General features: G+C 67.1%; 15 protein-coding genes. 11 read left to right on the top strand and 4 right to left on the bottom strand.

The features are described from left to right. Nucleotides 1-528 (bottom strand): IS110 family transposase (locus tag TV39_RS02790; RefSeq protein WP_043478081.1); only part of this gene is annotated, 528 nt, incomplete at its 3' end. A 316-nt stretch (nt 529-844) separates the two neighbouring features. Between TV39_RS02790 and TV39_RS02785 the strand changes: the two genes are divergently transcribed. From TV39_RS02785 to TV39_RS02770, 4 genes are all read left to right on the top strand, one after another. Then, on the top strand, nt 845-2,047 hold the full coding sequence (locus TV39_RS02785) for a glycoside hydrolase family 76 protein (RefSeq protein WP_043478073.1): 1,203 nt from the start codon (nt 845-847) through the stop codon (nt 2,045-2,047). A gap of 200 nt (nt 2,048-2,247) precedes the next feature. After that, nucleotides 2,248-3,303, top strand: coding sequence for an iron ABC transporter substrate-binding protein (locus TV39_RS02780; RefSeq protein WP_043478069.1), 1,056 nt, complete (start codon nt 2,248-2,250; stop codon nt 3,301-3,303). A 40-nt stretch (nt 3,304-3,343) separates the two neighbouring features. Continuing rightward, entirely contained in the window at nt 3,344-4,936 is a 1,593-nt protein-coding gene (locus TV39_RS02775; RefSeq protein ID WP_144406291.1) for an ABC transporter permease, read from the top strand. Beyond that, nucleotides 4,933-6,123 (top strand): ABC transporter ATP-binding protein, encoded by a 1,191-nt coding sequence (locus tag TV39_RS02770; RefSeq protein ID WP_235347259.1) that lies wholly within the window; start codon nt 4,933-4,935, stop codon nt 6,121-6,123. The genes TV39_RS02775 and TV39_RS02770 overlap by 4 nt, the downstream gene beginning before the upstream one ends. A 45-nt stretch (nt 6,124-6,168) precedes the next feature. On the opposite strand, the gene TV39_RS02765 is transcribed toward TV39_RS02770, so the two are convergent. Next, a complete protein-coding gene (locus TV39_RS02765) occupies nt 6,169-6,765 on the bottom strand; it encodes a YdeI/OmpD-associated family protein (protein WP_043478065.1) in 597 nt (198 codons plus the stop codon). Between the two features lie 94 nt (nt 6,766-6,859). On the opposite strand from TV39_RS02765, the gene TV39_RS02760 reads away from it, so the two are divergent. The 6 genes from TV39_RS02760 to TV39_RS02735 all read left to right on the top strand — a co-directional run bounded on the left by TV39_RS02760 (nt 6,860) and on the right by TV39_RS02735 (nt 12,322). Continuing rightward, entirely contained in the window at nt 6,860-7,576 is a 717-nt protein-coding gene (locus TV39_RS02760; protein WP_043478062.1) for a hypothetical protein, read from the top strand. 48 nt (nt 7,577-7,624) lie between these two features. After that, nucleotides 7,625-8,164 carry an NUDIX hydrolase family protein gene (locus TV39_RS02755; RefSeq protein WP_011690469.1) on the top strand — a complete coding sequence of 180 codons (540 nt, stop codon included), beginning with the start codon at nt 7,625-7,627 and terminating at the stop codon, nt 8,162-8,164. A gap of 108 nt (nt 8,165-8,272) precedes the next feature. After that, entirely contained in the window at nt 8,273-9,340 is a 1,068-nt protein-coding gene (locus TV39_RS02750; protein WP_043478059.1) for a DUF6707 family protein, read from the top strand. A 77-nt stretch (nt 9,341-9,417) separates the two neighbouring features. After that, the gene (locus TV39_RS02745) at nt 9,418-10,143 is read left to right on the top strand and encodes a hypothetical protein (protein WP_043478056.1); all 726 of its coding nucleotides are present in this window, start codon (nt 9,418-9,420) and stop codon (nt 10,141-10,143) included. A gap of 43 nt (nt 10,144-10,186) precedes the next feature. Next, nucleotides 10,187-11,494, top strand: a complete 1,308-nt coding sequence (gene tgt, locus TV39_RS02740) for a tRNA guanosine(34) transglycosylase Tgt (protein WP_043478053.1) — start codon at nt 10,187-10,189, stop codon at nt 11,492-11,494. Between the two features lie 78 nt (nt 11,495-11,572). Next, on the top strand, nt 11,573-12,322 hold the full coding sequence (locus TV39_RS02735; RefSeq protein ID WP_043478050.1) for a dienelactone hydrolase family protein: 750 nt from the start codon (nt 11,573-11,575) through the stop codon (nt 12,320-12,322). A gap of 54 nt (nt 12,323-12,376) precedes the next feature. Here TV39_RS02735 and TV39_RS02730 read toward each other — a convergent pair whose 3' ends face one another. Next, nucleotides 12,377-13,072, bottom strand: a complete 696-nt coding sequence (locus TV39_RS02730) for a queuosine precursor transporter (RefSeq protein ID WP_043478047.1) — start codon at nt 13,070-13,072, stop codon at nt 12,377-12,379. A gap of 238 nt (nt 13,073-13,310) precedes the next feature. On the opposite strand from TV39_RS02730, the gene TV39_RS02725 reads away from it, so the two are divergent. Next, nucleotides 13,311-14,153, top strand: coding sequence for a hydroxymethylpyrimidine/phosphomethylpyrimidine kinase (locus TV39_RS02725; protein WP_043478044.1), 843 nt, complete (start codon nt 13,311-13,313; stop codon nt 14,151-14,153). Between the two features lie 87 nt (nt 14,154-14,240). Here the strand turns inward: TV39_RS02725 and TV39_RS02720 are convergent. Then, nucleotides 14,241-14,676: IS110 family transposase (locus TV39_RS02720; protein WP_043478042.1), on the bottom strand; the 436-nt coding region annotated here is incomplete at its 5' end.

Here is a 14,676-nt window from a genome sequence, read left to right as displayed (position 1 = left end):
CTCGTCAAAGCGCTGACGGTGCAGCCACAAACTGTGTTCCTTCGTCCATCGGGTGTCTTTGGGGTAGCGGATGCCGTGGCGGAGCAGGATGGCGTTCACGTGCTGGCGTGAGTGTGCAAGGTCTGTCGCCGTGCCTGAGCGGAGCCGGGACAGGTCCCGCAGCGCTTCCTCGTCCGGGTCCGGGATCCGCACTTCGGTGACTGAGCCGACCGCGAGCATTTCGGCCAGCACCCGGGCGTCACGCCGATCAGTTTTGATCCGGTCCCCGGGAGCACGGAGCAGTTTCGAGGACGCCGCAACGACGCAGTTGATGCCCGCGGCGCGCAGGTACCTGGCCAGGACGAACCCGCTCGGGCCAGATTCGTAGACGACCTTGAGCGGCGGGGTGAACCGGCCGAGCCACTCCAGCACCAGCGCAGGATCTGAGGCCATCGTGTGGTTGCTAATTTCACCGGTGGCGGGGTTCAGTGCATGGCCCACGACGTTCACCGCGTGAACATCCAGACCAATGAAAGTATGCTCAAACATAGCCGGGACCTCCCAAACTTCACATGTGGCACTACCATTGCACCCCCGACAAGCCGACAGGCCAAGGGAGCCGCCAATGGCAACCCACGGACCCTGTGAAACAGAAGGCCCCGGCCCCCTCGTCCTTGTCCTCGTCCTGACCCTGCCCGTCCGGGATAAGGGACATCACCGCCGGGAACAAGTCCTGCAGCGCCTCCCTTTACCCCAATAGGCGGCAAATCACAGGAAGCTGGCGCTGCCAGGACCGTCCGGCGATAATGGACCGTTGCCCTGACGGGCAGGAACCGTTCCACTTCATATCGTCTAGGCTGGCACCATGACCTCCCCAGACGTCACCGCGCCCGCGGACTGGTCCGCCCGCGCCGACGAAGCAGCCCGCTCCGTGACCAGGATGTTCGGGCAGCGGCTGTTTTTCCTGCCCGGAACGCATATCGCGGCGATCGAACGTCCGTCCAGCCGGCTGAAGAACCTGAGGCGGCCCTGGCACTACTGGTGGCAGGCGCACTATGCGGACTGCCTGGTGGACGCCGGCCGCCGTGAGCTGGCGCGGGGCGCAAGGTTCGACGGCGGGAGCCGCCCCAGCGCCGGACGGCTGGCCTCGCAGCTGGTCGCCGGTATCCGGCTGCGCAACTTCCTCACCTTCGTCAACAACTACTACGACGACATGGCCTGGCTCGCACTGTCCACCCTCCGGCTCGAGAAACTCGCCGAAGCCACGCGAAAGCCGGGCGCCCGACGCCACACAAGGATCCGGCAAAGCCTCACGCTGCAGTTCGATTCCGCCTCCACGGATGACCTCGGCGGCGGAACCTTCTGGAGCAAGAAGCGGGATTTCAAGAACACGCCCGCCACGGCTCCGGTGGCGCTCTACTATGCCCGCACCGGCAACACGGCCAAGGCCCAGGCCCTGGTGGACTGGCTCCACGCCAAGCTGTTCGACCCCGGCCTGGGCATGTACCAGGACGGGCTGCGGATCGGCGCCGGCGGCGAGGTGGTGCTGGAAGCCGCCATCTACACCTACAACCAGGGCCCGGTCCTGGGGGCACTGCTGGAGCTCGGCGGCCCGGCGAACCTTGACCGGGCTGCCGCCCTGGTGGACTCCGTGTCCCGCAACCTGACCCGTCCGGCCACCCTTGAGTCCGGCAGGACAGCCGCTGTGCTCCGCTGCGACGGAACGGGCGACGGCGGGCTGTTCACCGGGATCCTGGCGCGGTACCTCGCGCTGGCGGCAATGGACGGACGGCTTTCGGACCGGACGCGCGCCACCGCGGCCGCCCTGGTCACGGAGACGGCGCAGGCGCTCTGGGAGGGCCGCCGCGCCGTGGATCCGCAGGAACCGCTGGCGCGGCACGGCGGGCGCCTGGTGTTCCCGGTGTTCCCCGAGACACCGGCGGGCCGGTCATATCCGGCGGGTGCCGCCGTCGAACTTTCCACACAGCTCCAGGCGTGGATGGTGCTGGAGGCCGCAGCGTCGGTGCAGGCCGCAGGACAGGCCCCGAAGCCCGCAGCCCGGAACTGAGCCCCGGATGCCTCACCTTCGGGCCTACGGGAATTAAGTCACGTAAAAGTTACGTAATTGATGTGATCCTGATCACTTAAGCCCATTTCGGCTTGGTTCGTTAGGTTTGGCTAACCTACAGTTTTTGCAGTGAGCATGCCCTAACTTCCCCCTCATGCGGACCACGGTCCACCAAGACTTTTTTGCAGAAAGAAGCCCCAATGAAGATCCGCACCAACGCGCTGGCAGGAATCGCACTCGCCGCCACCGCAGCCCTCGGCCTCGCCGCCTGCGGCTCCGGAAACTCCACCCCCGCGGCAAGCACCGCCGGGGGAGACGGCAAGATATCCGGCGAAATCACCGTCTACAACGCCCAGCATGAAAGCCTCACCAAGGAATGGGTTGACGCTTTCACCGCGGAAACCGGCGTCAAGGTCACGCTTCGCCAGGGTTCGGACACCGAGATGTCCAACCAGATCATCCAGGAAGGCGCAGCCTCCCCCGCCGACGTGTTCCTCACGGAAAACTCCCCCGCAATGGCGCAGGTTGAGAACGCCGGGCTGTTCGCTGACGTGGACAAGTCCACCATTGACCAGGTGCCTTCCGAATTCCGCCCCTCCACCGGCAAGTGGACCGGCATCGCCGCGCGCTCCACGGTCCTGGTGTACGACAAGGCCAAGCTGGGCGAAGACCAGCTGCCCAAGTCCATGCTGGACCTCGCCAAGCCGGAGTGGAAGGGCAAGTGGGCCGCTTCACCGTCCGGCGCCGACTTCCAGGCCATCGTTTCCGCACTGCTTGAGCTCAAGGGCGAAGCCGCTGCCGAGGAATGGCTCAAGGGCATGAAGGAGAACTTCAAGGCCTACAAGGGCAACAGCACGGCCATGAAGGCCGTCAACGCCGGCGAAGTGGATGCCGCCCTGATCTACCACTACTACTACTACGGCGACCAGGCGAAGACCGGCGAAAACTCCAAGAACGTCACGCCGTACTACTTCAAGAACCAGGACCCTGGCGCCTTCGTTTCCGTCTCCGGCGGCGGCGTGCTGAACTCCTCAAAGAACGCGGCGGCTGCCCAGGCCTTCCTGAAGTTCATCACCGGCAAGAAGGGCCAGGAAGTCCTCCAGAAGGGCACCTCCTTCGAGTACGCCATTGCCTCCGATGTTCCGGCCAACGAGAAGCTGGTTCCGTTGAAGGAACTGCAGGCGCCCACCGTTGACCCGGCCAAGCTCAATTCCGAAAAGGTCACCGAGCTGATGACCAAGGCAGGACTCCTGTAACCCGTGAGGAAAAAGCAACTCAGTGTCAAATGGAAATACTGTGCCAATTGACCTAGCGGCACCGGAAACTTCCGGAAGCACGACGACGGCGGGTAGGGGCAAGCGCCCCCGCCCGCCTTTCGGCGTTTCCGCAGTATCCGTCATTGCCGTCCTCATCGCCCTGTTTTCCCTGGTCCCCCTCGGGTACGTCGTCGTCATGACGGCCGCCACCGGGTGGGACACCGCCGTCGGGCTGATCTTCCGCGAGCGCGTCGGGGAGCTTCTCCTCAACACGGTGCTCCTGATGGCCGTGACCGTGCCGCTCTGCGTGGTTCTGGGCGTGGGCGGGGCCTGGCTGGTGGAGCGCACCACGCTCCGCGGGCACAAATGGTGGGCCGTCCTGCTGGCCGCGCCGCTGGCCATCCCGGCCTTCGTCAACAGCTACGCCTGGGTTTCGGCCGTGCCGTCCCTGGGCGGGCTCTGGTCCGGCGTCCTGATCGCCACGCTGTCCTACTTCCCGCTGGTGTACATCCCCGCCGCCGCCACCCTCAGCCGGCTGGACCCCGCAATCGAGCAGTCCGCGGCGTCGCTGGGACTGGGCGCATGGCGCACGTTCTTCCGGGTGGTCCTCCCGCAGCTCCGCATCGCCATGACCGGCGGAGCGCTCCTGGTCTCGCTGCACCTGCTCGCCGAATACGGCGCGTTCGCGATGATCCGCTTCGACACGTTCACTACCGCGATCATGGTGCAGTACCAGTCAACGTTCAACGGCACCGCCGGCAACATGCTGGCCAGCGTGTTGGTGTTCTTCTGCCTGATCCTGCTCCTGGTGGAGGTGCGAAGCCGCGGCACCGCGCGCTACGCCCGGGTGGGCTCCGGCGCGCAGGCCAGGGCGCTGCGGCTGCCGCTGCACGTCTACCAGGCTCCGGCCCAGCTCTTCCTGGCCGCCCTCACGGCCCTGGCCTTCGGCCTTCCGCTGACGTTCGTCCTGCGCTGGATCGTCGCGGGTGGCGCCGATATCTGGGTGGCCGACGAGTTCCTTCCGGCCCTGATGCAGACCATGGGCTACGGCCTGGCCGGTGCGCTGGCCACCACCGTGGTGGCGTTCCCCATGGCCTACCTCGCCGTCCGGCACCCCAGCTGGTTCAGCAAGGCACTAGAACTGTCCAACTACGTCACCAGTTCGATGCCGGGCATCGTGGTGGGACTGGCCTTCGTGACCGTGAGCATCAGGGTTGCCCCGGGCTTCTACCAGACCACGGTGCTGCTCATCGCGGCCTATGTGCTGTTGTTCCTGCCCCGTGCGCTGGTCAATATCCGGGCAGGGCTGGCCCAGGCACCCAAGGAACTCGACGAAGCCGCACAGGCACTGGGCAAGCCGCCCCTGGTGTCCTTCATCCGGGTCACGCTGCGGCTCACGGCACCCGCTGCCGCCGGCGGGGCCGCCCTCGTGTTCCTGGCCATCGTCAACGAACTCACGGCCACCCTGCTGCTCTCCCCCAATGGCACGCGGACCCTTGCCACCGAGTTCTGGAGCAAGAGCAGCGAGATCGACTATGCCGGCGCGGCACCGTATGCGCTGCTGATGATCCTCATTTCCGCCCCCATGACCTACCTCCTCTTCCAGCAGTCCAAGAAAGTGGCCGGCCAGTGACAGATTCCTACACTTCGCCTGATGCCCCCTCCAGGCTTCCGGAACCCCGGATCGCCCCGTCCGTGGCGCCCAGCACCAACAGCCACCTGGAGATCGAGGCCGTCACCAAGAACTTCGGTTCACAGGCGGTCCTCAAGGGCGTCAACCTGTCCGTGGCCAAGGGCGGCACCACCGCGATCGTAGGCCCCTCCGGCTCGGGCAAGACCACCCTGCTGCGCCTCATCGCCGGCTTCGAGCATCCCGATACCGGCAGCATCTCCCTCAACGGCGCCAAGGTGGCCGGCGAAGGCAGCTGGGTGCCGGCGCACAAACGCCACGTCGGGTACGTCGCCCAGGACGGCGCCCTGTTCCCGCACCTCACCGTGGGCCAGAACGTCTCCTTTGGCCTCAGCGCCAGCCGCCTCTCCGGCGGACGGCGTGAGGTCGCGGCCCGGGTCGGTGAGCTCCTGGAAATGGTGTCGCTCGATCCGTCCATGGCCAAGCGCCGGCCGCACCAGCTGTCCGGCGGGCAGCAGCAGCGTGTGGCCCTGGCCCGGGCCCTGGCCCGCGAGCCGGAGCTGATGCTGCTGGACGAGCCCTTCTCCGCCCTGGACGCCGGCCTCCGCGTAGCCACCCGGCGCGCGGTGGCCAAGGTCCTCAACGAAGCCGGCGTGACCACCATCCTGGTCACGCACGATCAGGCCGAGGCGCTCTCCTTCGCGGACCAAGTGGCCGTGATGCGCGGCGGCAGGCTGGCCCAGATCGGCAACCCCTTTGTGGTCTACACCCGGCCGGCGGACCGCGCCACGGCGGAGTTCCTGGGCGACGCCGTCATCCTGGACGCCTGGATGGAGGGTTCTCTCGCCACGTGTTCGCTGGGCGGCATTCCGGTGCGCAGGCCCCCGGCCCAGGGCCGTGTGCAGCTCATGCTGCGGCCCGAACAGATCCGCATCGCCGAAGACGGCCCCATCCGCGGCGTAGTGGTTGACACGGACTACTTCGGACCGGAAACCACAGTCCGCCTGAAACTGGCCGTGCCGCCGGAACTGGCAGCCGGCGCCATCCCGGACCACCGTTTCCCGGGCGGCGGCGAAGTGATCACCATCCGGCACTGGAACGCGTCCATCGCGCGGCCGGGCATGGAACTCTGCCTGCGCGTGGTGGGCGAGGCCGTGGCCTTCCCCGTGGACGAGGACGCCTCCGCCTGACACCCGGCCCCGGACGCCATGACTGCCGGGGCACGCGGGCGCACGCTACCCGGCGGGGCGCTTCTTCTGCGGATACGGCGTCTCGCCGCGTGCCAGCATCTCCACGAATCCGTTGATTTTGCGCTCCCGGGTTGCGGCCTGCTTAACGGAGTTGGTGCGGTAAATCAGGGCGTAGCGGTTCACCGACGTCAGCACGTCGAACATCGCCTGTGCCCGTGGTTCGGCGGCGATGGCCGCCGCCAGGTCCGCCGGCACTTCCGCGGATGCCTGCCCTGAATACGCCGTCTCCCAGCGCCCGTCCGCTTTGGCGGCCTCGACGGCGGCCCGGCCGGCCTCGGTCATCCTGCCTGCCGCTTCAAGCTTTTCGATGCGGTCCACGTTCCGCGCCGACCACACGCTCTTCGGACCACGGCGGGTCATCCGCTGGAAGGAGCTGTCGTCGTCGCGCCTCTTGCCCTGCCCGTCGATCCACCCGAAGCACAGCGCCTCCTGCAATGCCGCTTCGTAGTCCAGCTCAGTGGTGTTGCCGCCCTTCTTATGCAGCACCAGCCAGACGCCCGGGCTGGTGGCGTGGTGCTGTTCCAGCCAGGCGCGCCATTCGGCGGCGTCCTTCACCAGCAGTTCCTCGAGTTCGATGGCCATGGCACCATTCTGCCCCCAGCCTTTCCAGACACAAGGCGTGGCATCATGGCAGTGCCACCGTAGTTTGCACCGCCAACCGAGCTCAGGAGATCCAATGCTGCGTGTCCGACCCATCCATTTCACCTCCCGCCCGGACCAATGGGAGCAGCTCCTGACGGCGCTGGGAATGGTGAAAACCGTCGACGACGGCCCCTGGAAAGAGTACGACGCCGGTTCGGGCCGCGTGGCGCTGCACGCTGCCGAGGCCGGTTCCGCCGAAGACGGCACGACGTCGTTCGGCGTCGAAGTGGGCGACCTCGCCGAATTCGCCCGGCGGACCAACCTGGCCTCCGTGGAGGACGGGACCACACCGGCCGAGCTGGTGGATGCCGACCACGGCGCCGCCTGCCGGATCACGGGCGAGGACGGCTTCAGCTTCTTCGCGGACAAAGCCGCCCACGGCGCCCAGTGCGCGGACGCCGATCCGGGACTCGCCGTCGTCGGAGTCTGGTTCACTCCGGACGCCGCCGCCGCTGCACAGACACTGCGAAACATGGGCGCGCGGCTCCGGCCCGTGCCGGATGACGACGAAACCGCGGATTTCACCGCGAAGAACGGCGGCGTGCTGATGGTCCGCCCCGGCAGCGGCGCTCCACGGTCCGGACTGGGATTCGAGTACACGGGCGAGCTGTCCGCCCTGCGGGACCGGCTGGAGGCCGCGGGCCTCAGAGTGACCATGACGGAAGAAGCATTCGGGCGGACCCTGCATGTGGCAAATCCGGATGCGGCGGGAGGGGACGCCCCGGCGCTCTGGGTCTCTTCCCGCCACTGACAGGCGGTCCGGCGCGGGGTTCGGGCAGGGATGGGGTAGAACTTAAGCATGAACGTGCGCACTCCTGACCCGAATCCCGGCTGGCTGTCCGATGAGGACCTCTTCGAAGCCAGGGGCCGGCTTCCCATGGTTTACGTGGAAGCCGTACCCGTCCGCCTTGATCCGCTGGGGTTCGTGAACGAAGTGGGCACGCTGCTGCAGGCCGACGAGGACGGCACCATGATCCGCTCCCTCGTGTCCGGCCGAGTCCTCTACCGCGAGACCATCCGCGCCGCCCTGCTCCGTCACATGGAGAAGGACCTCGGCCCGCTGGCCTTCCCGCAGCTGCCCATCAGCCCGGTGCCGTTCACCGTGGCCGAGTACTTCCCGGCACCGTCCCACACGGGCTTCACCGACGACCGCCAGCATGCCGTTTCGCTGGCCTACATCATTCCGGTCACGGGTGAGTGCGAGCCCCGCCAGGACGCCCTCGAGCTCACCTGGATGACGCCCGAAGAGGTCCTGAGCCCGGATGTGCAGCTGGAATTCAGCGGCGGCCGCGGGGTCCTGGTCCGGCAGGCACTCGCGTTCGCGGGCGTCGGCAGCTAAGCCCCGCGGCTTCGGCGAGGACGCTCGAAGGAACCCGGGCGTCCCCGATTTCGGGCAGGCTCCTTTGTAGACTGTAGGGCGGACCGCAAGAGAACTTAAGGACCCCCGATGACCCACCGCCCAGCCGCCCAGCACTACAGCGAGCTCCAGGCTGGCTCTCTGCAGACCGGCCACCTGCTGCTCCTACCCGACGGCGAACGGTCCGCCGAAATCCAGAGCGTCCTCATCGAGGACGACGATTTCGGCACCCCGGCCGTCGTCCTCGCGACGCTCACCGGCGGCGGGATCCTTCGCATTGCGGCCGGCTCCACGGTCCTGGTGGCGGGTCCCGGGACGGGCGGGGAGCCGGTCTCTGCCGGGACCACCGCAGTCAACGCCGGCGGCGAAGAGACGACAGTTTCCGGAGAGTCCGACGCCAGCCCGCTTCAGCTGGCTGAGCCCCCCGCCGCCCGGGCAGACTCCGCCGGGGAGGACTCCGCCCCGGCGGCTCCCGCCGTCGTCGTACCTCCCCTTCCCGCCACAACACCGACCGCGGCCGCCGCGGCCGGTCCCAGCGAGGAAGAACTGGCGCTGATCCCGGAGCCCTCGGGAACGCCCGAGTCAGTGGTGGAGGCGGCCGCCTCCGCCCACCCGGACGCGTCGGGCGTGATGCTGCTGAGTGACCGCCTGGCCAAGGGCATCAACACCAAGTCCGGTAGCTGCCTCAAGGACCTCAACGACCTCGCCCACGAACTGTTCGTCGTCCTCAAGGATGCCGAGGGCGCCCTGGCCGTAGCGGACCTGCTCAATGTGCTGCCCTTCGACGGCAACCCCGGCCGCTGGACGTCCGTCGAGGCGGCGCTGGCCCTGTCCAGCTACATCTGCCGGCAGACCGGGCAGGAGGACCGCGCCGAGGTGTACGAAAAGCTCCTCCGCGCCCCCGACGCGATGGAAACGGACCCGTTCAAGTCCCGGATGAATGCCAAGGTCCGGCAGCGCTCGCTGAACGAGCCCAACCTGTACGACAAGGAAATCTTCCGCGCGATCGACAATTCGAACCCGGACGCCGAACGCGAATGGCGGCTTCTGCGGCTTGAGGCCCTGATGTTCCTGCGGGCTCACGGCGGCTCCGAAACGATCGGGCTGAAGGAACTGGAACGTCGGATCGGCAACGAACTGGAGTCCGTGCGGGGCTAAGGCCCGTACGGCCCCGTCCTCGAGTCCGTACCCGTTAGGCCCTACCCGGGCGGCGCCGGGAGTTGTAGATTCGCCCCATGACGAACAATCTGAGCGTTGTGATCAACTCCGATGCGCAGCAGGTTTGGACAATGCTGCGCGAACCGGCCAAGGTTGCCCAGTGGCACGGCTGGGAGGCCGACGATCTTGCGGCCGAAATCAACGAGATCTACTTCAAGGACACCGTAGTCGAAGGTTCGGACCACACCAGCCTGACCGTGGACGGCGGGGACGAGTTCACCCTCAAACCCGTCCCCGCCGGCACCGAGGTCAGCGTGACACGGGCCGCCCTGGACCACAATTCCGAGTGGGCAGCCTGGGACGAGGACATCACCCAAAGCTGGCTGACGTTCCTCCAGCAGCTCCGCTTCGCCTTGGAGCACCACCCGCACGGCAAACGCCGCACGGCCTTTTTCTCCGTTCCGGGCGGGGACGGTTCGGCCATCGACAAGCTGGGCCTGGGGGACCTGCCCAAGCCGGGAGAGCCATATTCGCTGACCCTTGGGACCGGAGAGGAGATCTTCGGCAAGGTCTGGTACCGGACCAACCACCAGGTGGGGCTCACCGTGCACAGCTACGCCGAGCACGGCGACGGCCTGCTGATCGTGGCCGACCAGCCGCCCATTGCCGACATAAGGCCCGACGGCGGGTCCATGGTGATCGTGTCCACCTACGACCTCGGCGCCCACCGGCTGGAGGAAATCCGCAACAGCTGGGACAGCTGGCGGGCTGAGAACTATCCCACATCGGACCCAGTGCACTGACCCCCGGCTAAGTTTCCCGGTGCCAAGCTGGCACACTTGAACCGTGCCAGCCAATACTGATCCCTCACTCCCGCCTCTCGAGCCGGGTGCCGCAGCCCTGCAGTCCGAGTTTTCCTTCACCGTGGGCAAGCGGCTGAGCGAGACATGCTCGCCGACGACGGAGCAGGTGGCCGCCAACGGCGGAGAGTTCCTGGGCCGCACCGGCACCATCAGCACCCCGCACGGCGAGATCCGGACGCCGGCGTTCATCGCCGTGGGCACCAAGGCCACGGTGAAGTCGGTGCTGCCCGAGTCCGTCGCCGAACTCGGCGCCCAGGCAGTGCTGGCCAACGCCTACCATCTCTACCTCCAGCCGGGGGCGGACATCCTGGACGAAGCCGGCGGGCTGGGTGCCTTCATGAACTGGCGCGGGCCCACGTTCACGGACTCCGGCGGTTTCCAGGTGATGAGCCTCGGCTCCGGATTTAAAAAAGTCATCGACATGAAATCTGTCGATTCCTCCGGCCCGGACGACGCCGTGGCCCCTGGCAAGGAACGGCTGGCCCACGTGGATGAGGAGGGCGTGTGGTTCAAGAGCCACCTCAACGGTGACCGGCACCGCTTCAGCCCCGAGATCTCCATGAACGTCCAGCACCGGATCGGCGCGGACATCATGTTCGCCTTCGACGAGCTCACCACCCTGCAGAATTCCCGCGGCTACCAGGAGGAGTCCCTGGAGCGCACCCGGCGCTGGGCCGAACGCTGCATCACCGAACACTTCCGGCTCACGGACGAGCGCGCCGGCAAGCCGTACCAGGCGCTGTTCGGAGTGATCCAGGGCGCCCAGTACGAGGACCTGCGCCGCAAGGCCTGCCGGGACCTCGGCGCCATGAACTTCGACGGCTTCGGCATCGGCGGGGCACTGGAGAAGGAGAACCTCGGAACCATCGTGCGCTGGTGCAACGAGGAACTGCCGGAGAACAAGCCCCGGCACCTGCTGGGCATCTCCGAGCCGGACGACATCTTCACCGCGATCGAAAACGGCGCGGACACCTTCGACTGCGTCTCCCCCACCAGGGTTGCCCGCAATTCGGCGTTCTACCACCCGGACGGGCGGTTCAACCTCTCCGGCGCCAAGTACAAGCGCGACTTCGGCCCGCTGCAGGAAGGCTGCGACTGCTACGCCTGCCTGCACTATTCGCGGGCTTACATCCATCACCTGTTTAAGGCCAAGGAGATGGTCTCGGCCACTCTGATCTCGATCCACAACGAGCGCTTCGTGGTGAAGATGGTGGACGACGCCCGGCTGGCCATCGATGCAGGCAATTTCTTCGACTTCAAGGCCGAGACCCTGGGCCGCTACTACGCCTAGGCCGGGCGTATGGGGCGGGCGTAGGGGCGCGGCGCCCCAAAGGCGCCTCCCGCCGTCGTGCTCCGATATCCTGACCGGATGCTCATCAAGATCCCAGCCGCAGAAGGAACTGCCGAGGCCCTCGTCGCCCGCCCCTCCACCGGCGTCGGCCCCTTTCCGGGTGTCATCCTGTACATGGACGCCTTCGGCCTGCGTCCCCGCATCCAGGAGATGGCGCAGCGCATCGCGGACTGGGGCTACGTGGTCCTGGCGCCGAACGTCTTCTACCGCGAGGGGACGGCCGCGGAACTCGATCCGGGCACGGACATGACCACCCCCGAGGGCCGGGCGGCTGCCGGCAAGGCAGCGTTCCCGCGGGTCGGCCGCCTCACTACGGACAAGGCGCAGCCGGATATCGATGCGTGGGTTGCTGCCCTGCGGACGCTCGACGGCGTCGCACCCGGCCCGATCGGTACGTTCGGATACTGCATGGGCGCCCGGCTCGCGGTGCGCACCGCTACCGCCCACCCCGGAGTGGTCGCAGCCTGCGGGGGCTTCCACGGCGGCGGCCTGGCCACCGAGGCCCCGGACAGCCCCCATCTGGGACTCGGCAAGGCTTCGGCCCGGTTCGTCTTCGGCCACGCCGACCATGACCAGAGCATGGATCCCGACGCCGTCGCGCGCCTGGGCGAGGCGCTCGACGCCGCGGGCCTCGAGGCGTCGAACGAGATCTACCCCGGAGCATCCCACGGGTATTCGATGGCCGACACCTCCGCATTCCACGCCGAAGCCACGGAACGGCACTTCCGCGAACTCCGGGCCCTCCTGGACTCAACGCTCAAGGGCTGACCCACCGGCACTACCAGCAGCCCCACGGGCGGCCGGCGGCCGGGGTGGGGGCGGCTACGCCCCGTAGCTGGGTTCGCGCTTCTTGATCCAGCCGATGGCAGATGCAGTCACGGGCACAAAGAGGAACTCCACGAGGGTCTTGTAGAGGAAGCCCACCAGCACGTAGTTCACGAAGGTGCCCACGTCCGTGATGCCGATGACGGACGCCGCGATGCTGCAGAAAATGAGCGTGTCCACGAATTCACCGGCCACTGAGGAGCCCATGATCCGCGCCCACAGGGATTTCTCGCCCGTGCGCGCCTTCATCTTCACCAGGATCCAGGAGTTGATGGTCTGGCCGGCCAGGAACGCCAGCAGCGAAGCCAGCACAATCTGCGGAACCGGACCCAGGGCGCCCTCGAGCGCGGCCTGCTTGGAAGCACCGAATTCGTCGTCGAAGCCGGGCAGCGCGATGATCACCCAGTAGCAGACGGAGGCGAACACGGACAGGGCAAACGTGGTGATGATTGCCTTGCGCGCCACGGCGAACCCGTAGACCTCGCTGATGACGTCGCCCAGGATGTATGCCAGCGGGAAGAGGAAGAAGCCGCCGTCCGTGATGATCGGACCGATCGCCACGCCCTTTGAGGCGCCGATGTTGGACAGGATCAGCACCACCGCCATAAAGGCCAGCATGATGCCGAAATAGGGGGAACCGATCGAGGCGAATTTCGGCGCCGCGGGGGCGGGGAAAGTCTTGGCGGAAGTCATGGGTGATCCATTCGGAGTGGTTCGCGCGGCTGCCCGTGAAGGTCGCGGAGGAAATCGCGGCAGCAGCCGGCTGTATTAGCACTGGGAGGGGTCCCCGCGGCGTGCTGCCGCCGGAACCGGGTTCCATTCTCGCACTTTTACTGCGGCGACTACTGCGGCGACGGCGGGCTGCCGGGGTCCCGTCATATTGGTCATACGCACAATGCGGCCCGTTTAGGCGCGGTGGCAGTATGGGTGGATGACTTCTCCTGCTGTTGACACGTACCCCGCCGTCGCCCTGACCATTGCCGGTTCCGAGGCGACGGGCGGTGCCGGCGCGCAGGCGGACCTGAAGACATTCCAGGAACTGGGTGTCTTCGGCATCGCCAACCTGACCTGCATCGTTTCCTTCAACCCGAACGACAACTGGAACCACCGTTTTGTGCCGGTGGACCAGCAGGTCATCGCGGACCAGTTGGAGGCGACGACGGCGGCATACGGTGCGGCGTCCGGCGCGCCGTCCGTGCTGGATACCGTGAAGATCGGCATGCTGGGCAGCCCGGCCACCATTTCGACCGTGGCGTCCGCACTGGCTGCCGGCGGGTTCGCCAACGTGGTGCTGGACCCGGTGCTGATCTGCAAGGGCCAGGAGCCGGGCCACGCCCTGGACACCGACGAGGCGCTCAAGGCGCAGATCCTGCCGCTGGCCACTTTTGTCACGCCGAACCACTTCGAGGCCGAATCGCTCGCCGGGCTGGAAATCACCGACGTCGAGTCCCTCAAGGCCGCTGCCATCCGCATCCATGAGCTGAGCGGAGCCGCGGTGCTGGCCAAGGGCGGCGTGCGCCTGGCCGGGCCTGACGCCGTCGACGTTTACTACGACGGCGACACCCTGGAAATCCTCTCCGCCCCCAAGGTGGGCGAAGTGGCAGTGTCGGGTGCCGGCTGTTCCCTCGCCGCCGCAGTGACGGCTGAGCTGGCCAAGGGTGCGACCCCGCTTGAGGCTGCCCGCACGGCGAAAGCCTTTGTGACCGCCGGGATCCGCAACCGCGTGGCTTCGGGCGCCCCGTTCGACGCCCTCTGGCAGGGTGGCCCGCGCTAACCCCCGCCCGCGCTCACGACGCTCGCTCACCCATGAAGAGCGTCCGGGATTTTCGTGCAGGATCTGAGAGTGTCCCTATGTTTTTCGTCAAGCTGCTGCGGGTTGTTTTGCCTGGTAGAGGGTGCCGTCGCGGAGCATGGCGTAGAGGGTATCGCAGCGGCGTCGGGCGAGGGCGATGAGGGCTTGGTTGTGGCGTTTGCCTTCGGCTCGTTTGCGGTCGTAGTAGGCGCGGGAGAGCGGGTCTTTGAGGGCCGCGAACGCGGAGAGGTAGAGAGTGCGTTTGAGGGCTTTGTTGCCTCTTCGGGAGGCGCGGTCGCCGCGGATGGAGGACCCTGAGCGCCATGTCACCGGTGTCAGGCCGGCGTAGGAGGCCAGGTGCCCGGCGGTGGGGAAGTCTTTGTCGGCGACTTCGGTGAGGATCCGTGCTGCGGTCCTGATGCCGACGGCCGGCAAAGACATCAGGACCTGGTGAAGAGGGTGGGCCTCCACGAGGGCTTCGACCTGGGTGTAGACAGTGGCGCGG

Source organism: Arthrobacter sp. SPG23, from assembly GCF_000876655.1.
Lineage (GTDB): Bacteria > Actinomycetota > Actinomycetes > Actinomycetales > Micrococcaceae > Arthrobacter.
Note: the sequence above shows the minus strand (reverse complement) of the source record. Positions and strands in the feature narration are given on the sequence as shown.